At 70.0% G+C, this 20491-nt stretch carries 14 protein-coding genes; 5 read left to right on the top strand and 9 right to left on the bottom strand.

Going from position 1 to position 20491, the window contains the following annotated elements:
* Window positions 1-7: 7 nt before the first annotated feature.
* The 7 genes from ASF94_RS17080 to glnE all read right to left on the bottom strand — a co-directional run bounded on the left by ASF94_RS17080 (window position 8) and on the right by glnE (window position 10206).
* Complete coding sequence (locus ASF94_RS17080) at window positions 8-835, bottom strand: MetQ/NlpA family ABC transporter substrate-binding protein (RefSeq protein WP_056669182.1); 828 nt, start codon at window positions 833-835, stop codon at window positions 8-10.
* A gap of 43 nt (window positions 836-878) precedes the next feature.
* Complete coding sequence (locus ASF94_RS17075) at window positions 879-2165, bottom strand: SfnB family sulfur acquisition oxidoreductase (protein WP_082493376.1); 1287 nt, start codon at window positions 2163-2165, stop codon at window positions 879-881.
* 67 nt (window positions 2166-2232) lie between these two features.
* Window positions 2233-3489: an SfnB family sulfur acquisition oxidoreductase gene (locus ASF94_RS17070; protein ID WP_056669178.1), complete on the bottom strand. Its 1257-nt coding sequence runs from the start codon at window positions 3487-3489 to the stop codon at window positions 2233-2235.
* A 262-nt stretch (window positions 3490-3751) separates the two neighbouring features.
* Window positions 3752-5218: a hypothetical protein gene (locus ASF94_RS21390; RefSeq protein WP_156382573.1), complete on the bottom strand. Its 1467-nt coding sequence runs from the start codon at window positions 5216-5218 to the stop codon at window positions 3752-3754.
* 448 nt (window positions 5219-5666) lie between these two features.
* On the bottom strand, window positions 5667-6182 hold the full coding sequence (locus ASF94_RS17065; RefSeq protein WP_056669175.1) for a hypothetical protein: 516 nt from the start codon (window positions 6180-6182) through the stop codon (window positions 5667-5669).
* A 262-nt stretch (window positions 6183-6444) separates the two neighbouring features.
* On the bottom strand, window positions 6445-7035 hold the full coding sequence (gene msuE, locus ASF94_RS17060) for an FMN reductase (protein ID WP_056669172.1): 591 nt from the start codon (window positions 7033-7035) through the stop codon (window positions 6445-6447).
* Window positions 7036-7407: 372 nt separating this feature from the next.
* Window positions 7408-10206: a bifunctional [glutamate--ammonia ligase]-adenylyl-L-tyrosine phosphorylase/[glutamate--ammonia-ligase] adenylyltransferase gene (glnE, locus tag ASF94_RS17055; protein ID WP_056669169.1), complete on the bottom strand. Its 2799-nt coding sequence runs from the start codon at window positions 10204-10206 to the stop codon at window positions 7408-7410.
* Between the two features lie 139 nt (window positions 10207-10345).
* On the opposite strand from glnE, the gene ASF94_RS17050 reads away from it, so the two are divergent.
* Genes ASF94_RS17050 through ASF94_RS17035 form a run of 4 tightly spaced genes read left to right on the top strand, consistent with a single transcriptional unit; the run spans window position 10346 to window position 18189 of the window.
* Window positions 10346-14560, top strand: a complete 4215-nt coding sequence (locus ASF94_RS17050; protein WP_056669166.1) for a YhdP family protein — start codon at window positions 10346-10348, stop codon at window positions 14558-14560.
* Window positions 14557-15375 (top strand): carbon-nitrogen hydrolase family protein, encoded by an 819-nt coding sequence (locus ASF94_RS17045; RefSeq protein ID WP_056669163.1) that lies wholly within the window; start codon window positions 14557-14559, stop codon window positions 15373-15375. The genes ASF94_RS17050 and ASF94_RS17045 overlap by 4 nt, the downstream gene beginning before the upstream one ends.
* The gene (locus tag ASF94_RS17040) at window positions 15372-17528 is read left to right on the top strand and encodes a nitrogen regulation protein NR(II) (protein WP_056669160.1); all 2157 of its coding nucleotides are present in this window, start codon (window positions 15372-15374) and stop codon (window positions 17526-17528) included. The genes ASF94_RS17045 and ASF94_RS17040 overlap by 4 nt, the downstream gene beginning before the upstream one ends.
* A gap of 31 nt (window positions 17529-17559) precedes the next feature.
* Entirely contained in the window at window positions 17560-18189 is a 630-nt protein-coding gene (locus ASF94_RS17035) for a response regulator transcription factor (protein WP_056669157.1), read from the top strand.
* 74 nt (window positions 18190-18263) lie between these two features.
* Here ASF94_RS17035 and ASF94_RS17030 read toward each other — a convergent pair whose 3' ends face one another.
* Window positions 18264-18920, bottom strand: a complete 657-nt coding sequence (locus ASF94_RS17030) for an OmpA family protein (RefSeq protein WP_056669154.1) — start codon at window positions 18918-18920, stop codon at window positions 18264-18266.
* Between the two features lie 140 nt (window positions 18921-19060).
* On the bottom strand, window positions 19061-19246 hold the full coding sequence (locus ASF94_RS20960) for a hypothetical protein (RefSeq protein ID WP_082493374.1): 186 nt from the start codon (window positions 19244-19246) through the stop codon (window positions 19061-19063).
* On the opposite strand from ASF94_RS20960, the gene ASF94_RS17025 reads away from it, so the two are divergent.
* Window positions 19179-20405 carry a murein transglycosylase A gene (locus ASF94_RS17025; RefSeq protein WP_082493373.1) on the top strand — a complete coding sequence of 409 codons (1227 nt, stop codon included), beginning with the start codon at window positions 19179-19181 and terminating at the stop codon, window positions 20403-20405. The two genes, ASF94_RS20960 and ASF94_RS17025, sit on opposite strands and share 68 nt — an antisense overlap.
* Window positions 20406-20491: the final 86 nt, after the last annotated feature.

Genomic DNA, 20491 nt, shown 5'->3' with positions numbered 1-20491 from the left:
GCCTCCTTCAGCGCGGCAGCCAGGCCAGGCGGTAGAGCCCGGCGTCGTTCAGGTAGAAGCGCTGGATCGCCTGGCGCACCGGGTTGGAGGTCTTGTAGACGGCCAGGAACTGCGCGATGCGCGGGTCGGCCGCGCGGTCCTTGCGGGCGACGAACTGGATGGCCCAGGAATCGTCCTCGTAGCGGGTGTAGGCCAGGCCCTTGCTGGCATCGAACGCCTTCGACGGGATGATGAAGTAGGGGTAGCCCAGCGCCAGGTCCACGTCCTGCGTGGCGCGCACCAGCTGCGGGCCTTCCACCTCGATGAAGCGCAGCCGCTTGGGGTTGGCCACGATGTCGGCCTGCGTGCCCAGCAGGCCCGTGTCCGGCCGCAGCGTGATCAGCCCGGCATGCTGCAGCAGGCGCAGCGCCCGGCCGATGTTCACCGGGTCGCTGGCGATGGCCACACGGGCGCCGTCGGGCAGGTCCGCCAGCGTCTTGTGGCGGGTGGAATAGAGACCCAGGTACGACAGGATGCCCGGCTGCACGCTCACGAAGTCGAAGCCCTTGCTGCGCACGGCATTGGCCAGGTAGTTGCTGTTCTGGTAGTAGTTCAGGTCGATGTCGCCCGCATCCAGCGCCACGTTGGGCGTGGTCCAGTCGGTGAATTCGACCACCTGCACATCGAGGCCCTGGGCCTTGGCTTCTTTCGCGGCCAGCTCGACCGAGTCGGCGAAGATGCCCGGCACCACGCCGATCTTGAGCGGCGCGGCCAGGGCGCTGCCGGCGAGCACGGCGGCACCGGCGAAGGCGAAGGCGAAGGCGAAAAAGGTACGGAGCAGACGGAGTGGCTTCATGTCGGTGCTGGGGCGTTGCGTGGGTGTGAGGGGAAAGGCGGATTCAGAGCGCCCCGTGGCGCGGCGGAATGCGGCCGTTGAGGTGGTAGTTGCCGATGGCGTGGTACTTCCATCGCACCGGGTCGTGCAGCGTGTGCGTGCGGGCGTTGCGCCAGAAGCGGTCCAGCCCCTGCCGGCCGGTGGTGGCGGAGGTGCCGCCCAGCTCGAAGAGCCGCGTGCCCGCATCCAGCGACGCGGTGGTGGTGAGTGCCCGCGCCTCGGCCACGGCGACGGATGCCTGGGCCACGCTCTGTTCGGTGGCGTCCGCCTGCGCCGCATCCACGAAGCGGGCCGCGCGGCGCACCAGGGCCTCGGCGGCGCGCACGCGCACGGCGGTGTCGCCCAGCTGCTGGATGAGCAGCGGGTCGTCGGCCGCACGGTCCACCCCGGCGTCGATCCAGGGCCGGGCGTGATCGCGCACGAAGGGCAGCGTGGCGGCCAGCGCGCCCCGCGCCAGGCCCAGGTCGATGGCCGCGTGCAGCAGCTGCGCCAGCGGGCCGATGGTGGTGGGCCGCTGGAACGAGGCGAGAAAGGGCACGACCCACTCGGCCTCGACGCGCACGTCGTCGAACTCCACCGAGCCGCTGCCCGTCACCCGCTGGCCGAAGCCGTCCCAGTCGTCGGTGATGCGCACGCCCGGCGCGGTGCGCGGCACGAAGGCCAGCCAGGTCACCTCGCGCCCGTCGGCCTCCTGGGCCACCACCAGCGTGGGAATCCAGTGCGCATACAGCGCGCCGGTGCAATAGAACTTGCGGCCGATGACACGGAAGCCGCCATCGCCATCCGGCACCAGCCGCGTGCGGCGCTGGAAGTCCTTGTGGCCGATCTCGGCCAGCGCGTTGCCGAAGCGCTCGCCCGCCAGCACGCGGCCGTAGAAGAAGCGCTTCTGCGCATCGCTGCCGCCCACGCGCAGCACCTCCAGCGCATAGAAATGGTTCTGCGGAATCTGGCCCAGCGAGCCGTCGGCCGCGCTCACGCGGGCGATCACCTCGGCCAGCGTGCCGGCCGATACGCCCGGGCCGCCGTATTCAGGCGGCACGGCGATGGCCCAGAGCCCGCTGGCGACGAAGTCGTCCAGCTCGGCCCAGGGCAGCAGGCGTTCGCGGTCGCGCCGGGCGGCATCGGGCGCGATGCGGTCGGCGAAGCGCTGCGCGGCGGCCAGCGCCTCGGCGTCGCTGGCGACGCGCTGCGGCGTGCCGGCCGGGGCCGGGGCGGGCGAGGCTTGCGCCGGCGGCACGGGGGCCGGGGTGGCAAGTGCGCTGGCGGGCGGTTCGGGGAGCAGCAGGGACATGGCTGTCGGTTCTCTCATCGGTGTCGAAGTCGTTCTGGTAGTCGGTGGCGGCTGGGAGCGCGCGAAGTCAGTTCCACGAATGCCGGCGAGGCAGCGCGCCGTTCAGCAGGTGGTTGCCGATCAGGTGCAGCTTCCAGCGCACCGGGTCGTGCAGCGTGTGCACGCGGGCATTGCGCCAGTGGCGGTCCAGGTGGTGCGCGGCGCGCGTGGCGGAAGAGCCCGCCAGCTCGAACAGCTTTTCGCTGGCCTCCAGCGCGATGCGGGTGGTGAGCACCTTGGCCTCGGCCACGGCGACCGATGCCCGCGCGCTGTCTTCGGCGGTGAAGCCACCGGCGGCTGCGGCGCGCGCGGCCAGTTCGTCAAACAGCCCGCCCGTTTCCCGCAGCACCTCGCGCGCGGCGTGCAGGTCGATCTGCAGGCGGCCGACATCGGCGATGAGATACGGGTCGTCGTGCGCGTGCTGCACGCCCGAATCCACCCAGGGCCGGGCGCGCTCGCGCACGAAGCGCTGCGCGTCGGCCACCGCCGCCTCGGCAATGCCCTGGTCGATGGCGGCCTGCATCAGCTGCGACGTGGGGCCGTACAGGCCCGGCCGGTCGGCCAGCTGCCAGAGCGGCAGCACATCGGCCGCATCGACCGGCACCTCGTCGAACACCACCGTGCCGCTGGCGGTGGTTCGCTGGCCGAAGGCGTCCCAGTCGTCCACCACGGCCAGGCCCGGCGCCTCGCGCGGCACCCACACCTGCACGCTGCGGCCCGCGTCGTCGGTGGCGCGCACGGGAATGCGGTGGGCGAAGAGGGCGCCCGTGGAATAGAAGCGCTTGCCCGACAGCACCAGCTGCCCCTGCGGCGTGGTGCGCAGCCGCGTGGCGCCCTGCAGCACGGTGGCGGCCCCATCGGCCTTGCGCTCCGGCCCCGCATTGCCCAGCCGCCGGCCGGCCAGCACCTCGGCATAGAAGCGCTGCTTCTGCTCGGGCGTGCCCAGCTCGTGCAGCACGCCCAGCACGCCGAAATGGTTCTGCGGAATCTGCCCCAGCGAGGAGTCCGCCGCATTGAGGATCACGAACACCTCGGCCAGCGTGGCGTAGGCCACCTGCGCCCCGCCATGGCTGCGCGGCACGGTGATGGCGCCCAGGCCGCTGGCCGACCAGCGCGTCAGCTCGTCCCAGGGCAGGCGCCGCTCGCGGTCGCGTTCGGCGGCACCGGGCGCGAATTCAGCCGCCAGCCGGTGTGCGGCGGCAATGGCTTCGGCATCGGAGGCGATGCGTGCCACGTTGGTGGGGATGTCGGGAAGGGGTTGTTGCAGTGCGGGTCTTGCGGTCATGCCGCGATTGGAGACCGGGACGCTGCGGTGTGGTGCGAAGGAATCGGCGTATCGATATGCGGGATCTGTTGGGTGACCCGCTGCTGATGCGCCCGTTTCACCTTCTTCTCCGCTGCACGCCTTTTAGCGGCTCGACTTCCGAAATTTTTAGACGCACTTGTGCGCGCTATGTACGCGTTGCTGCCTTACCGCCTTCACTGTCTAGGTCGGCTGTGCAGCGGAAGCGAACTGTCACGTCTATTTGACCGAATAGTTAGGTGATTCAGTCGATAGTCCACCCAAGTTGCCGTGCATAGCTCTGCAGCTTGTTTAGAATATATTGCGCAACTGTTGATCGGTTGCTAGAAGCCAAGAAGTCACCCTTTCTCCATGTATATTCAATGCACTGAACTCGGTCTTCGAAATAGATCGCGTTGTCGGGAATCAGCCCGCAGAAGGGAAGTTTCTGCTCTGACGTTGCATTTACAAAGGGGACTTCGGTGTCTTTTAGGATCGCCTCGACGGCTGCCTTCATGATGTGGTTAAGATTCTTGTCTTTGCCGAGGTTAAAACCTGCCTCTGCAAGAAGTTGAAAGGCAGCAGCAGCATCCTCCCCCGGGGTGCCGCGAGCTTCAAACCTAGACAGCTCGACTTCACAAATGATCTTCCCGAGGTCGGAGCGACTAAGGTCACGAACCCCACGAGCAGGGCCGTATCGCTTGTAGCCAGCAGTGTCGAACAATTCCATTGAGCTAGAAAAGTTCCTGATACAGGACGCGGCAGCAGTTGGAGCGAGGCAAAGCGCGTGTGCATCTAGCTGAACGATTGCCCTAGTAAGTAGTCCTCGCCGTGTAGACCACCACTTCCCGATCTCGCTTTGTGAAGTCACAGATACCAGCGCATGAGCATCGAGAAGACCATATCTGGAAGGTGAGGTCAGTTGGGTAAGAACACCCGGGTCAGCGCTTTCACTCGCAAACACAATGAGCACGGAAACAGGCTTCTCCAGCTCAGCCTTCAGGGCCTGAATCCTCGAATTGAAATCGTGAGAGATGCGCCGAAGAAAACTGCCGAGAGTAAAGAACTCTCGCGGTATGTAGTCGGCAGGATCGACCCCAAGTTCTTCGAGGTTGTTCATGTGGTTTGACAGCGTAAGAGTGTGTTTTGCGGTGTCTTGCCAAGTTTCTTGTGGTGGGCCTTCGCAGACAAGCGGGAGTTCTATTGCCGTCTCTCCAGCGATTTCCACATAGCGTCTGGAGAGCGCCTCTGCGATTGCGATGCTGGTTTCTGGCCAGAAGACGATTGATGGAACGTTGCCAGCGTTTGTTCGGAGGAATCGTTTTATTGCGGCTAGCTCTGTATCGGTAGGGGGCGCGTTCTCGCGGTGGTCAATATTGATCGGGATAATGCGTTTATTGTTTGCTGGAAGTGTTTTGACAAAATCTTTGACAGCACTAACCAAGCCATCAAATGAAAGTTCCCCGTCGTAGGGACATGTTGGCCCATAGAGCGCTGGGAGCCACTGCGACGCATTCATCACGAACGTTGTTTTCCCTACGCCGGTTTGACCCGCCAGCGGAACAAGGACACCCTCATCGCGCGTCAGAACCTCGTTCGCGAGTGCGCGAAGACTATCGACGTTTGGTCCGGCGGGTGCAATCAAGAGATTGGCAACATCAGTGCCGAGATGCTTTTCGAGTCGTTCGTATCGATCCGGCAGTGTGAGCTGTGAGAGCAGATGAGTAGTCATGTTCGACCTTGTGATGTCGTGCTGAAACGCTTTTATACGGCTAACGTACTGTACCCCGCACCAACCCGCATGCCACATCCAGCGCGTACGGTCTAAATTTGGAAAAATGCGAAAAGGGGCTTGTAGCCCTCGCTGTGTGTTGCGCGCCACACGATTGCTGGATCAGGTCCATGAGCGAATTCATTAAAAACGCTATCGCCTGCGCACAGAGCTGGGCCATGCCCTGAGGGCTTTGTAAATCGTCAGATAACGGCTTTGCGGGTCTTGTCTGAAGGACAGCTCAGGATGGTAAGCTGCCGGCCCTCATCCGGCCACCGACTTCCGCTCCCAGCCTTCAGCAGCCCTTTGGGTGAACTTGGTGGGCTTTCCTTTTGTTCGAAATCAGCCACTGATTCGGCTCTGAGGTCCACGGACCTCCCGCCCCGTGGACCTTACCGGGAACGCACTCTCAGGTATACCAACTCGCCTCCGGCACCCTCCCCAACAACGCATACTCCCCCACCTCCCGCCGCTTGTAAGCAACCGGGTCGTGCAGCGAATGCGTGCGGATATTCCGCCAGAAGATGTCCAGCCCCACCGTATTCGCGGTAGCGCGCGCCCCGGTCACTTCGAACACCCGGTTGCCGATCTCCAACCCCACATCCACGGCGACCTGTTTGGCGGCGGCCACGCGCACGGCTGCTTCGCCGCGCTGCTGGGCGGTCACGCTGTCGCGGTCGGCGGCATGGAGCAGGCGGGCCAGTTCGGCGCCGGCGGCGTCGGCCAGGGCTTCGGCGGCCCAGAGGCGAGATTGCAGGGTGCCGTAGGCTTCCAGGATGTACCACTCCTCGGTGGCGCTGGCCTTGTTGTCGCCGCCATGCGGACAGGGGCGGGTTGGGTTGCGGGTGTAGCCGGCGGCGGTGCGGAGGGCGCTGCGGGGCGATGCCAGGTAGAACTCGGTGAAGAGCTCCTTGATGGCCGACAAGTTCAGGGTTTCATAGGGGCGGCTTCAGGTACGGACCTTGTCCTCACAGTCGGCCGCGCCGCTTCAGTCCACGTCCATATCGGTGACGCCGCAGGTTTCGGTGAGCGACTGCGTTGCATAACGGAGTTGACGCCGTGCTGTTCAACGAAAGCGGCCTTTGAGGCCGCGTCCAGTCCGTGCGGACCGCCGCCAGCCGTTGCGCGGTCTGGAGCTTGCCGAGTTAGTGTAAGGTTGGCTGTACCTTGACTGGATTCACCGTGCTTCAGGCGGCCCGGGCCAGTCGCAGCGCGGGCACTGTTTGCGCTGCGGTGGCGGGCGCCACACCCACCAACGGCGCCGCCCGCTCCGCCGCCAGCGCGATGCGCGCCTTCAACCCCGCGCTGCCGACGGCGTAGCCCGTGAAGTCCTGCTCCGACGCGTACACGCCGATGGGCAGCGTGCGCGCCTGGAAGAAGCTGAACAGCGGGCGCAGCTGGTGGTCGATCACCAGCGCGTGGCGGTCGCTGCCGCCGGTGGCGGCCAGCAGCACGGGCACGTCGATCAGGGCGTCCTGATGCACGAAGTCGAACAAATGCTTGAAGAGACCGGTGTAGGAACCGCGATAGACGGGGCTGGCCACGATGAGCAGGTCGGCCGATTCGATGGCGGCCAGTTCCGCCTCCACGCTGGCGGGCAGCTGGCTGCGGTAGAGCGCGCCGCCGATCTGCGGCGCCAGCGGGCCCAGTTCGATGGTGTGCGGCTCGATGGGCAGCACGTCGCCGATCGCGGCGATCAGCTCCTCGACCAGCACCAAGGTGCGGGAGGGGCGCTGCACGTTGCCGGAGACGGCGACGACTTTGAAGGGGCGGGTCATGGGATGGGTTCCTTCTGGTTCCAATGCCCGGCGCGACCATCGCGGCGGGTTGATGGCCCAGATTTAAGACCCGGCGGCGCTTTCGCGCTGCAAAGGATTCGGCGCATGGATATGCGGATTGCGCGCAAGGGCGGCGCTGACGCGGTTTCCACCATCTCCACGCTGCGCGGACCACTGCGGGCGCCATCGCCGCAACTCCTGCGAAGGTGGACAACGCAGCACACCGCCCCCGGCAGAGAGGTGCGGCACGGGCGGCCAGCAGCCGCACCGTTCGGCAACGCCGTTTGCTATATATTTAATAGCATAAAGTGCTTGCGTATCAAGCGCGGGAGCCCGATTTGGCTTGAATCGACGTCGAATCAGCCGTCGAGATCACCCGCCGAACACCGCCCGCCACAGCGCCAGCACCGCCTCGCGCTCGGCCTGCAGGGTGGCCGGGTCCACGCGGGTGGGCTGCTCGTTCAGGCGGGCACGGTGCTGCACCTGGCGCAGGGTGCGGTAGGCGGTGGCGGCGGCGGTGCCCACGCCGTCCGGCAGGAAACCCGCGTCCTCGGCGCGGCGCAGCAGGGTGATGTTGCCCCGGTTCTCGCGCAGGCTGGGGTGGTCGGCCGACTGCGACAGCACCAGGTACTGGATGGCGAATTCGACGTCCACCATGCCGCCCACGCTGTGCTTCACGTCGAACTGGCCAGCCGGCACCGGGTGCGCGGCGCGCACGCGTTCGCGCATGGTGACGATCTCCTCGCGCAGCGAGGCGGGGTCGCGCGGCGCGGTGATGACGGCTTCGCGCACGGCGTCGAAGCGCTCGCGCAGGTGGCGGCCGGTGCCGACCAGGGCCGCGCCGTCGCCCAGGGGCAGCGGCGGCAGCGTGCCGGGCGGCGCCAGGTCTTCGGTGCCCAGCAGGAAGCGGGCGCGCGTCATGGCCTGGTGTTCCCAGGTCCAGGCGGTGTTGCTGCCGCGCCGTTCCTGGTAGTTGGCGTAGGCGGTGAAGCTGGTCACCAGCAGGCCGGAATTGCCGTTGGGCCGCAGGGCCGTGTCGATCTCGAACAGGTCGCCCTCGGCGGTCTTCACCGTCAGCCAGTTGATCAGCTTGCGCACGAAGGCCGAATAGACCTCGGGCGCGCGGTCGTCGTCGTCGTCGAACACGAAGACGATGTCCAGGTCGCTGCCGTAGCCCAGCTCTTTGCCGCCCAGCTTGCCGTAGCCGATGATGGCGAACTGCGGCACCTCGCGGTGGCGGTTCTTGAGGCGGCTCCAGCACCAGCGGGCCGTCACGCGCAGCACGCTGTCGGCCAGGGCCGAGAGGTCGTCGGCCACCTGCTCGACGGTGATGCGGCGCTCCACGTCGCGCGCCAGGGTGCGGAAGGTTTCCGCGTGGTGCGCGCGGCGCAGCAGGTTCAGCAGCGTCTCGTCGTCGTCCTCGCCCGTGGTCTGCAGCGAGGCGATGCGCAGCGCCAGCTCGTGCTCGAAGTCTTCCGGCACGAAGCGTTCGGACAGCAGGGCCTCGCCCGCCAGTTCGTCGATCACGCCCGGGTGCTGCAGCATGTAGCGCGCCGGCCATTGGGCGGCGCCCAGCAGGTGCAAGAGGTGCTCGTGCACCGTGGGGCGCTCCAGCAGCAGCGCCAGGTACACGTCGCGCCGCAGCAGCGATTCGAGCCAGCCGATCAGGCGCACCACCGCGTCTTCGTTGACCTGGCCGTCGGCCAGCCAGCGGGCGGTGCGCTGCACCAGCCGCAGCAGGCGGTCGCGCGACTCGTCGCTCAGGCCCTGAACGCGCGGGTGCGTGCGCCATTCGGCCACGCGGGCGCGCACGGTGGGCGGCAGCTGGCCCAGCACCGTTTCCAGCTCGGGCGGGGCCGGGGTGCCGGCGCGCGGGCCGCCGCAGCCGCCCTTGCTGCACTGCTTCTTGCCCGCGCCGCCCAGCAGGGTGTCGAACTCCTGCGCCACCAGTTCGCGGTGCGCGTCCAGCTGGTGCAGGAAGGCGCAGCTGCCCAGGCCCAGGGTCTGGGCGATCCAGGCCAGGTCGTCGTCGCGCGTGGGCAGCACATGGGTCTGCTGATCGTCCAGGTACTGGATGCGGTGCTCCACCTGCCGCAGGAAGGTGTAGGCGGCGGCCAGCGCGTCGGCCGTCTCCTGGGGCATCAGCCCGGCGCGGGCGATGCGCTGCAGCGCCTCCAGCGTGGGGCGGCAGCGCAGCTCGGGGAACTGCCCGCCGCGCACCACCTGCAGCAGTTGCACGATGAATTCGATCTCGCGGATGCCCCCGCGCGAGAGCTTCACGTCGTTGGCGCGTTCGGGGTGGCCGGCGCTGCGCTTGGCGGCATGGTCGCGGATCTGGCGGTGCAGCGAGCGCAGCGCGTCGAACACGCTGTAGTCCAGGTAGCGGCGGAAGACGAAGGGCAGCACCACGCCACGCAGCGCCTGCACGGGCTCGCCGATGACGGATTCGCGCGGCGCCACCACGCGGCTCTTGAGCCAGGCGAAGCGCTCCCACTCGCGGCCCTGCACCTGCAGGTATTCCTCCAGCGCGGCCAGCGACACGGCGGCGGGGCCCGAGTTGCCGTTGGGCCGCAGCGCCAGATCGACCCGGAAGACGAAGCCGTGCTCGGTGGTGTCGCCCACCAGGTTGTAGATGGCCTTGACCGCCTGGCCGAAGTATTCGTGGTGCGAGATGCGCCCGCGCCCCTGTTCGTTGCCGGCGGTTTCGCCGTCGTGTTCGTACACGTAGATCAGGTCGATGTCGCTGGACACGTTCAGCTCGCGCGCGCCCAGCTTGCCCATGCCGATGATCCACAGCTCCACCGGGCCGCCGTCCGGGCCCTGGGGCGCGCCGTGGCGCGCGTCCAGCTCGGCGCGGGCCTGCACGCAGGCCCGGTCCAGCGCCAGCTCGGCCAGCCAGGTCATGGCGCGGGTCACGTCGTCCAGCGGGGCCTGCTGCTCGCAGTCGAGCCGGATCAGCCGCTCCAGCACCAGCTGGCGCAGGATGCGCAGCGCAGCGCCGGTGTCGTGGCCGCGGGCGGCCAGGGCGTCCAGCGCCTCGGCCATGGTGTCGCGCGTCGGAAGGCCCGCCGGCAGCAGGGGGAATTCGTCCGCATAGCGGCGGTGCAGGCGCTGCAGGAAGCGCGAATGGTCGGCTATGCCCGGGCCGGCGGGTGGCGAAGACGGCTGCATGGGAGAAGGTGTCAGAAGGCGGAGCGAAGGGGCGTCGGGGCCGTGCGGGAAGGCGTGCCGTCGTACACAACGACACGCTCCGGCCGTGAACCCGAGGGAAGGGCGCGGGTCATAATTCCTGACACCGACAACACCCGCCATGAACGCCGAGACGCCACCACGCCCCACACGCCTTCTGACATGCGTTGCGGTGTTCGCTCGGTGGTCGCTGGGGCTGCTGCTGGCCTTCGGTGTCTTGCTGGCAGCCGCTTGGGGCGGGCTTCATGGCTGGATTGTGCCGCGAATCGGCGAATACCGTCCGCAGCTGGAAAGCCATGCCGGACGGGCGCTGGGGGTTCCCGTGCAGATCGGCTCGCTGAGCGCCCGCTCCAACGGGCTGCTGCCCGCCATCGAACTCGGTGACGTCGCCCTGCTGGACGCCCAGGGCCGCCCGGCGCTGCAGCTGCCGCGCGTGATCGCCACCGTGTCGCCGCGCTCGCTGCTGAAGCTCGGCTTCGAGCAGCTCTATGTAGAAGGCGCCGAGCTGGACGTGCGCCGCGAGGCGGACGGCCGCATCTTCGTCGCGGGCCTGGCGCTGGGCGACAGCGACGGCGCGCCGGACGCCGCACCCGGCACCGAGGGGGCCGACTGGCTCTTCTCGCAACCCGAGCTGGCGATTCGCGGCGGCACGGTGCGCTGGAGCGATGCGCTGCGCGGCGCCCCGCCCCTGGCGCTGAGCGATGTCGACCTGGTGCTGCGCAACGGCCGCTGGCGCCACGCGCTGCGGCTGGACGCCACGCCGCCGCCCGAGTGGGGCGAGCGCTTCAGCCTGCGCGGGCAGTTCCGCGCGCCCCTGCTGGCCACGCACAGCGGTGCCTGGCAGCAGTGGAGCGGCCAGCTCTTCGCCGACTTCACGCGGGTGGACGTGTCGCGCCTGAACCAGTATGTGGACGTGGGCGCGCGCGTGACCGGCGGCCACGGCGCCGTGCGCGCCTGGGCCGACGTGCAGCGCGGCCAGCTGTCGGGCGGCACCGCCGACGTGGCGCTGGCGGGCGTGAGCACCACGCTGGGCGCGCAGCTGGAGCCGCTGGCGCTGCGCACCGTGGCCGGCCGCATCGGCGGGCGGCGCTTTGCCGATGGGTTCGAGGTGTCCACGCAGGGTTTGCAGTTCCTGACCGACGACGGCCTGCGCTGGCCGGGCGGCAACCTGACGCTGCGCCACACCCACGGCGACCAAGGCGGGCAGGACCACGGCGAGCTGCAGGCCGACCGGCTGGATCTCGCCGCGCTGACCGACATCGCCAGCCGCCTGCCGCTGGGGGACACGGCGCACCGCGCGCTCGCCACCTATGCGCCCGAAGGCAGGGTCGAGGCGGTGCAGGCCAGCTGGCGCGGGCCGCTGGCGGCGCCGCAGCAATACCAGGCGCGCGGCAAGGTCTCCGGCCTGGCGCTGGCGGCGCCCCTCGGCGCGGACGCGGTGGCCGCCGCCCGCGTGCCGGGGGTGCGGGGTGCCACGGTCGAATTCGATCTGAACCAGGCGGGCGGCAACGCTACGCTGGCCGTGGCCGACGGCGCGCTGCTGCTGCCGGGCGTCTTCGAAGACCCGCTGGTGCCGGTGCAGCAGCTGGGTGCGGCCGTGCGCTGGCAGCGCGACGGCCAGCGCCTGGCGGTGCAGGCCAGCGACGTGCGCTTCGCCAATGCCGACGCGGCGGGCGAGGCGCGGGCGAACTGGCACACCGACGACCTGGGCCATGCGCCCGGCGTGCTCGACCTCTCGGGCACCCTGCAGCGCGCCGATGGCACGCGGGTGCACCGCTACCTGCCCCAGGTCATTCCGCAGGCCACGCGCCACTACGTGCGCGACGCCGTCACGGCCGGCACCGCCAGCCAGGTCCAGTTCCGCGTGAAGGGCGACCTGCACCACATGCCGTTCAACCAGCCGGGCCAGGGCGAGTTCCGCATCGCGGCGCAGGTGCGCGGCGTGACCTATGCGTACGTCCCCCCGTCGCTGCAGCACGCACAGCAGCTGCCGTGGCCGGCCCTCACGGGACTGAGCGGCGAGCTGGTCTTCGAGCGCTCCAGCATGAGCGTGCGCAACGCCGCCGGCACGTTCGTCGGCAGCCCGCAGGTGCGCGCGCAGAAGGTGAACGTGCGCATCCCCAACCTGGCGCACACGGTGGTGGGCGTGTCGGCCGAAGTGCGCGGGCCGCTCGCCGACATGCTGGCGCTGGTGCGCAGCTCGCACATCGGCGAGCTGACCGGCGGCGCGCTGGCCAAGGCCAGCGCCACCGGGCCGGGCGCGCTGCAGCTGGACCTGAGCCTGCCGATCGAGCACATGGATGCCTCGAAGGTGCGCGGCGCCGTCACGCTGGCGGGCAACGACGTGCGCTTCACGCCGGAAACGCCGCGGGTCGAAGGCGCCCAGGGGGCCGTGCAGTTCACCGAAAGCGGGTTCACCCTGGCCGGCGTGCAGGGCCGTGCGCTGGGCGGCGACGTGCGCTTCGACGGCGGCATGCAGCCGCCTGCCAACGCGCCCGGCAGCCCTGCGGTCGTCGAGGTGCGCGCCGAAGGCGTGGCCACCGCCCAGGGGCTGCAGCAGGCGACCGAGCTGGGTGCGCTGGCGAAGATCGCGCGCAGTGCCTCGGGCAGCACACCGTACACGGTGGCCGTGGGGGTGCGCCGCGGCGTGCCGGAGGTGCAGGTCTCCACCAGCCTGCAAGGCATGGCACTGGCCGTGCCCGCACCGCTGGGCAAGCCGGCTGAAACGACCCTGCCCGTGCGGTTCCAGAACCGGCTCACGCCCGAATCAGTGGGGGCCAGTGCTGGTGCCGGTGCCGGTGCCGGTGCCGGTGCCGGCGGTGCGGCCACGGGCCCGTTGCATGACGAACTGGTGGTGGACCTGGGCGGCGTGGGCTCGGTGCGCTATGTGCGCGACGTGAGCGGGCCGCAGCCGAAGGTGCTGCGCGGCGCCATCGCGCTGGGGCTCGGGCCGGAGGAAACGCCCCCGCTGCCGGCAGCGGGCGTGGCCGCCAACGTGCGCCTGCACCAGGTCGACGTGGATGCCTGGCAGGCCCGGCTGCTGGGGGCGGCGCCGGCCCCCTCCGCCGCCGACACGGCGACCGCCGCCGCCACGGCAACGCCGCCTGCTTCGGCGGCCGACGCGGCCCCCGCAGCCGCCATGCAGGACTATCTGCCCACCGTCATCGCGCTGCGGGCAGACACCATCACCCGGCAGGGCCGCACGCTGCACCGGGTGGTGGCCGGCGGTTCGCGCGACGGCCCCATCTGGCGCGCCAACATCGACGCCACCGAACTGAACGGCTATTTCGAATACCGGCAGGGCTCGGGGGCCGGGGCCGAAGCGTCCCAGGGCCTGCTCTTCGCACGCCTCTCGCGGCTGGCCATTCCGCAGGCCGCCGCCACGCAGGTGGACGACATGCTGCTGGGCGACTCCCCCCAGCCCGGCACGCTGCCGTCGCTCGACATCGTGGTGCAGGACTTCGAATTGCGCGGCCGGCGCCTGGGGCGCATCGAGATCGAAGCGCAGAACCGGGGCGAGGGCAACGCGCGCGAGTGGCAGCTCGCCAAATTCAACCTGGTGGCACCCGAGGCCACCTTCACCTCCAGCGGCAGCTGGGCGCGCGTGCCCGGCCCCGGCACGGCCGAGCCGGTGCGCCGCACGGTGATGAACTTCCGCCTCGACATCCGCGACTCGGGCGAGCTGCTGGCCCGCTTCGGCATGGACGGCGTGCTGCGCCGCGGCCAGGGCCGGCTGGACGGACAGGTGGCCTGGACGGGCGCGCCCATCAGTCCCGACTACCCCTCCATGTCCGGCCTGGTACACCTGGACATGGCATCGGGCCAGTTCCTCAAGGCCGAGCCGGGCCTCGCCAAGCTGCTCAGCGTGCTCAGCCTGCAGTCGTTGCCGCGCCGGTTGACGCTGGACTTCCGCGACGTGTTCAGCGAAGGCTTCGCGTTCGACTTCGTGCGCGGCGACGTGCGCATCGAGCAGGGCGTGGCCATCACCAACAACCTGCAGATGAAGGGCGTGAACGCCGCCGTGCTGATGGAAGGGCGGGCCGACATCGCGCGCGAGACGCAGGACCTGCACGTGGTGGTGGTGCCGGAGATCAACGCCATGACGGCATCCCTGGTCGCCACCGCCATCAATCCCGTCATCGGCCTGGGCAGCTTCCTGGCCCAGGTGTTCCTGCGCGGCCCGCTCATCCAGGCGGCCACGCAGCAGTTCCACATCGACGGCACCTGGGACGACCCGCGCATCGAGCGCATGACCCGCCGCCGCCCCGCCGCCCCGGGCGACAGGCCGGACGCCGCGCCCACCACCACCACGCCCCCTTCCGGAGACGCCTCATGAAAGTCGCCGCCTTGCAGATGGTCTCGGGCCCGCGCCCCGACGACAACATGGCCCAGGCCCGCCGCCTGCTCGAAGAGGCCGCCGCCCAGGGGGCGGAACTGGCCGTGCTGCCCGAGTACTTCGGCTTCATGGGCGCGCGCGACACCGACAAGCTGGCGCTGCGCGAGCCGCTGGGCGACGGGCCGCTGCAGCGCATGCTGTCGACCGCCGCGCGCGAGCTGGGTATCTGGGTGGTCGGCGGCACCCTGCCGCTGCAGTCGGGCAGCGCCACCCAGGTGCGCAACACCAGCCTGGCGTTCGACCCTGCGGGCGAGCGCGTGGCGCGCTACGACAAGATCCACCTGTTCCGCTTCGACAACGGGCGCGAGTTCTTCGACGAGGCGCATGTGATCGAAGCCGGCGCCGACACCGCGCGGTTCGACCTCACGGCGCGCGACGGCAGCGTGTGGCGCGTGGGCCTGTCGGTCTGCTACGACCTGCGCTTTCCGGAGCTGTACCGCCAGCACGCCAGCGCCGGCGCCGACCTGCTGCTGGTGCCCAGCGCCTTCACCCACACCACCGGCCAGGCGCACTGGGAAGTGCTGCTGCGCGCCCGCGCCGTCGAAAACCTGGCCTACGTGCTGGCGCCCGCGCAGGGCGGCACGCACGAGACCGGCCGCCGCACCTGGGGCCACAGCATGCTGGTGGACCCGTGGGGCGCCGTGCTGGCGCAGCGCGCCGAAGGGGCGGGCGTGGTCTGCGGCGAGATCGACCCCGCCTACCTGCGGCAGGTGCGCCAGCAACTGCCCGCGCTCGATCACCGCGTGCTGCAGTGACGCCCTCGACTGCCACCACCTCCGCCGACCCCTCCACCGCCGCGCCCGCCACCCCGCCGCAGCCCTGGCGCCGCTGGCATAGCGCCTGGAGGCGCTGGTCGCTCTGGACGCTGCTGGTCGGCCTGGTGGGCGCCATGCTCATCACGCTGGTCTGGCTGGCCGGGCGCTACGAAGCCAGCCAGGTGCAGAGCAAGCTCGAACGGGACACGGCCGACGCGGTGGCCGACATCCGCACCGCCTTCAGCCACAACCTGCAGAGCCTGCAGGCGCTGCAGTCCGGCGATCCGGACCTGGCCTCCTGGGAGCACCGCGCCGCCGGCCTGCTGAGCCTGCGGCGCGAGCTGGTGCGCGTGGAGTGGCGCGACACGCAGCTGCGCGTGCGCGCGCATGTCGAGACGCCCTACCGCGTGGTCCCGTCCGACCCCGAGACGCGGGCGGCCGCGCAGTCCGACATCGCGCTCGCCTGCGCCAATGCGCGGCGCATCGGCGCGGCCTCGTATTCGGGCAGCTACTTCCAGCCGCAGAGCGACGGCATGGGCTCCGAGATGATGGAGCTGTGCGTGCCGCTGCTGGAAAACGGCCGCTACACCGGCTTTCTGACCGCCACCTACGCGCTGCAGAACGTGCTGGTGGACGTGGTCGCCACCAGCCTGCAGCGCGGGCAGGAGGTGTCCTTCACCGAGCCCGACGGCACGCGGCTGGCCCTGGTCGGCGCCACGCGGCGCGGCTCGCGCATGTTCCAGGCCCAGCAGCTGCTGGACCTGCCGGGCACGGCGCTGATGCTGCGCATGGGCAGCTGGCACAGCGCGCCCAGCGTGTTCCCCAACGTGCTGACGGCGCTGGTGACGGCGATGTCGGTGGCGCTGGTGACGGTGATGGTGGTGCTGGTGCGCGACAACCGGCGGCGCCTGCGCGCCGAGCGCGACCTGGGCGACGCGCTGGCCTTCCGCAAGGCCATGGAGGATTCGCTGGTGATCGGCCTGCGCGCCCGCGACCTGCAGGGCCGCATCACCTACGTCAACCCGGCGTTCTGCGACATGGTGGGCTTCACCGCGCAGGAGCTGGTGGGCCAGGGCGCGCCGCTGCCCTACTGGCCGCCCGAGCTGGCGCAGGAATACGGCGCCCGCCAGCAGGTGCGCCTGTCGGGCCAGCAGGTGCCGCCGCGCGAGGGATACGAATCGGTCTTCATGCGGCGGGACGGCACGCGCTTTCCGGTGATGATCTACGAGGCGCCGCTCATCAACGCCCAGGGCCTGCACACCGGCTGGATGGGCTCGTTCCTCGACGTGAGCGAGCAGCGGCGGGTGGAGGAGCTTTCGCGCACCTCGCACGACCGGCTGCAGGCCACCGCCCGCCTGGCCACCGTGGGCGAGATGGCATCGCTGCTGAGCCACGAGCTGAACCAGCCGCTGGCCGCCATCTCCAGCTATGCCAGCGGGTCGCTCAACCTGCTGGAGCCGGTGGCCGATGGCGCGGCCGAGTCGCCGCACCAGCCGCCGCTGCCCGAGCCCCTGCGGGGCGACCTGCGCGAGGTGCGTACCGCCATGCAGCGCATCGCCCAGCAGGCCGAGCGCGCCGGCCGCGTCATCAAGAGCGTGCACGACTTCGTGCGCCGGCGCGACCAGAGCCGCGAGATGGTCACCACGCAGGCATTGCTCGACGCCGTGATGCCGCTCATCCGCCTGCAGGCCCGCAAGCTGGGCGTGCAGGTGCAGGTGGCCGTCGAAGCCGGCCTGCCCGCCGCGCTGTGCGACCGCACCATGGTCGAACAGGTGCTGCTCAACCTGGCGCGCAATGCCATGCAGGCCATGGACGACGCCCGCATACACCCCCGCGTGCTGGAGCTGCGGGTGGCGCGCGCCGCATCCAACGCCAGCCGCGGCTGGATCGAATTCACCGTGGCCGACTGCGGCGTGGGCATTCCGGAGGACGTCGCCGCGCAGCTCTTCACCCCGTTCTTCACCACCCGCGCCGAGGGCATGGGCCTGGGGCTTTCGCTGTGCCGCACGGTGGTCGAGCAGCACGGCGGCTTCCTCGGGCATGCGCGGCGCGAGCCGCGTGGTACGGTGTTCACCTTCACGCTGCCCGCGGCGCCGGCAGAAACCGCCGCCGCAGGAGCCGCGGCCCTTCCCGGGCCGGCCTCCACCCGCTGATCCCTGATTCCCGATTTCCGACCCCCGATCCATGGAACCTGTCTCCAACGCCACCGTGTACATCGTCGACGACGATGCGGGCGTGCGCGAGGCGCTGGCCTGGCTGCTGCGCTCGCGCCGCGTGCCCAGCGAGTCGTACGACAGCGCCGAATCGTTCGCCGCCATGCTGCAGACGCGCCCGCCGCAGCGCCAGCCCTGCTGCCTGTTGCTGGACGTGCGCATGCCCGGCATGAGCGGCCTGGCCCTCTTCGACCAGCTGGCCGAGCGGGGCGACATCGCCGCCATGCCGGTGATCTTCCTCACCGGCCACGCCGACGTGCCCACGGCGGTGGCCACCGTCAAGCGCGGCGCCTTCGACTTCTGCGAAAAGCCGTTTTCCGACAACCTGCTGGTGGACCGCATCCAGGCCGCGCTGGCCCAGTCGGCCAGCCACCTGCAGGAGCGCCGCGCCCAGCACCAGCTGCAGGACCGCGTGGCCGAGCTGACCGAGCGCGAGCGCGACGTGATGCGCCTGGTGGTGGAAGGACTGCCCAACAAGCTCATCGCCGACCAGCTCGACATCAGCGTGCGCACGGTCGAGGTGCACCGCTCGCGCGTCTTCGACAAGATGCAGGTCAAGTCGGCGGTGGAGCTGGCGAACCTGCTGCGCTCGCTGCACTGAGCGAAGGCGTCGCGCCCACCCAAAAAAAAGACAGGCCAATGGCCTGTCCCTTTTCAACCGGCGCTAGGCGCAGATCAGCCGCGCTGGCGCTCGCCCACGAAGATCTCGACACGGCGGTTGCGTGCGCGGCCGTCGCTCGTCTCGTTGCTGGCGATCGGCTGGGCCGAGCCGCGGCCTTCCACCTGGACGCGGTTGCCGTTCACGCCACGGGCGGTGAGATAGTTGCGCACGCTCGTGGCGCGGTCCAGCGACAGCGGGTTGTTGATGGCGTCGCTGCCGGTGGAATCGGTGAAGCCGACCACGCGCACTTCGGCGTTCTGGTTGTTGCGCAGGCCTTCGGCGAAGCGTTCCAGCACCGGGGCGAAGTTGGGCTGGATGTCCGAACGGTTCACGGCGAACGAAATGTCGCTCGGAATGTCCAGCTTCAGCTGGTTGTCAGGCGTCTGGGTGACCACCACGCCAGTGCCTTGCGTCACGCGCTGCATGTCCTGCTTCTGGCGCTCCATGTGCTGCGACCAGATGTAGGTGCCCAGGGCACCCACGCCCGCGCCGATCAGCGCGCCTGTGCCGGCGTTGCCGCCCGTCACGGCGCCCAGCACGGCGCCACCCGCAGCGCCCACGCCCGCGCCAGTGGCGGTCTGGCGCTGGGTGTCGGTCATGTTCGCGCAGCCGGTGGCCAGCAGGACGACGGCGGCGGTGGCGGAAACGAGGATGGGATGGCGCAGGCGCATGGCGGACTCCTTGGATGAATGTGAGGTCGGTTTCCCTGCTCGGCCCGGGGGCTTGGAGGGGAGGGCTCACACAGTAGCAAGGGGTGCCGGGCAAGGCTGTAGGAGCACAGCGTTTCCCAGCCGAGGTGATCTGCCGGTGTTCAGACCCCCCCGGGCGGCGCCGGCGGTGGGGCCGGCGCGGGTGGCTCGGGCGGTGGAGGCGGCTGTGGCTCCCGCTCCGGCGGCATCTCCAGCTCGCCACGGCGGCGGCCCGAGAACATCGTCCACCACACGATCGCCACCAGCACCACGAGCGCGAGCAAGGCTTCAAGCAAAATCAGTCCCATGAAATTCCGTCTCCTGCGCCTGGTGACAACGGCGCTGATTGTAGGAACGCTGGTGGCCTGCTCCACCCGGCCGCCCGCCCCCACCGATGCCCCTGCGGCCACCACCGCACCGCCCCCGCCGCCTTTTGCCACCGTGCCTGCCGCGCCGGCCGCCGCCGTGCCTGGCACCCTGGCACAGCCCAAGAGCCGCTGGGTGCCGGTGTCGTGGGACGAGCTGCCCGGCTTCGAGCAGGACAGCACCACCGAGGCCTGGAACGCCTGGATCAAGAACTGCGAGCGGCCGGCCCCGGCCTTCGCCCCGCTGTGCGGCGACGTGCGGCGCCTGTCCATCGGCACGCCCGACGAGCAGCGCGCCTGGATGCGCGCGCGCCTGCAGCCCTACCGGGTGGAGGCGCCGGGCGGCAATGCCGATGGCTTGCTCACCGCGTATTACGAGCCGTATCTCGACGCCGCCCGCGTGCCCGGCAACGGCTACACGGTGCCGCTCTACCGCCCGCCGGCCACCCTGGGCGCCCGCAAGCCCTGGTACACGCGCCAGCAGATCGAGTCCTCGCCCGAGGCCCAGGCGCAGCTCGCGGGCCGCGTCATCGGCTGGGTGCGCGACCCGGTCGAGGCGATGGTGCTGCACATCCAGGGCTCGGGCCGGCTGCGCATGCTGGAGAGCGACGGCACCACCTCGCTGGTGCGGGTGGCCTTCGCCGGCACCAACGACCAGCCCTACATGAGCGTGGGCCGCTGGCTGCTCGACCAGGGTCTGGTGCGCGACGCCACCTGGCCCGGCATCCGCGCCTGGACGCTGCAGAACCCCGGCCGCGTCAACGAGATGCTGTGGGCCAACCCGCGCTACGTGTTCTTCCGCGAAGAGCCGCTCGGCGCGCTGGATGCGGGCTTCGGCCCCAAGGGCGCGCAGGGCGTGGCGCTGACGCCCGGCCGCTCCATCGCCGTGGACCGCCAGAGCATTCCGTACGGCACCCCGGTGTGGCTGGCCTCCACCGGCCCCACCACGCAGCTGCAGCGGCTGGTGATGGCGCAGGACACGGGCAGCGCCATCCTGGGCGCCGTGCGCGCCGACTACTTCACCGGCTGGGGGCCCGAGGCTGGCGACATCGCCGGTCGGCTCAAGCAGGCCCTGCGGCTCTGGGTGCTCTGGCCGCGATAGAAGCGCAGCGCGAGCAGTGACCGCTTTCCTTCGAGCGCCCGCGCGCTGCCGCAGTCATTCAAGCTCAAATCAGCCTCTGGCGCTCA

This window comes from Acidovorax sp. Leaf160, from assembly GCF_001424265.1.
GTDB lineage: Bacteria > Pseudomonadota > Gammaproteobacteria > Burkholderiales > Burkholderiaceae_C > Paracidovorax.
This window is presented reverse-complemented; position numbering and strand designations above follow the sequence as displayed.

Excerpts from the sequence above, each read along its gene's own strand:
- ASF94_RS17080 (WP_056669182.1), bottom strand. The coding sequence starts at position 835 with ATGAAGCCACTCCGTCTGCTCCGTACCTTTTTCGCCTTCGCCTTCGCC.
- ASF94_RS17075 (WP_082493376.1), bottom strand. The coding sequence starts at position 2,165 with ATGTCCCTGCTGCTCCCCGAACCGCCCGCCAGCGCACTTGCCACCCCG.
- ASF94_RS17070 (WP_056669178.1), bottom strand. The coding sequence starts at position 3,489 with ATGACCGCAAGACCCGCACTGCAACAACCCCTTCCCGACATCCCCACC.
- ASF94_RS21390 (WP_156382573.1), bottom strand. The coding sequence starts at position 5,218 with ATGACTACTCATCTGCTCTCACAGCTCACACTGCCGGATCGATACGAA.
- msuE (WP_056669172.1), bottom strand. The coding sequence starts at position 7,035 with ATGACCCGCCCCTTCAAAGTCGTCGCCGTCTCCGGCAACGTGCAGCGC.
- glnE (WP_056669169.1), bottom strand. The coding sequence starts at position 10,206 with ATGCAGCCGTCTTCGCCACCCGCCGGCCCGGGCATAGCCGACCATTCG.
- ASF94_RS17050 (WP_056669166.1), top strand. The coding sequence starts at position 10,346 with ATGAACGCCGAGACGCCACCACGCCCCACACGCCTTCTGACATGCGTT.
- ASF94_RS17045 (WP_056669163.1), top strand. The coding sequence starts at position 14,557 with ATGAAAGTCGCCGCCTTGCAGATGGTCTCGGGCCCGCGCCCCGACGAC.
- ASF94_RS17035 (WP_056669157.1), top strand. The coding sequence starts at position 17,560 with ATGGAACCTGTCTCCAACGCCACCGTGTACATCGTCGACGACGATGCG.
- ASF94_RS17030 (WP_056669154.1), bottom strand. The coding sequence starts at position 18,920 with ATGCGCCTGCGCCATCCCATCCTCGTTTCCGCCACCGCCGCCGTCGTC.
- ASF94_RS20960 (WP_082493374.1), bottom strand. The coding sequence starts at position 19,246 with ATGGGACTGATTTTGCTTGAAGCCTTGCTCGCGCTCGTGGTGCTGGTG.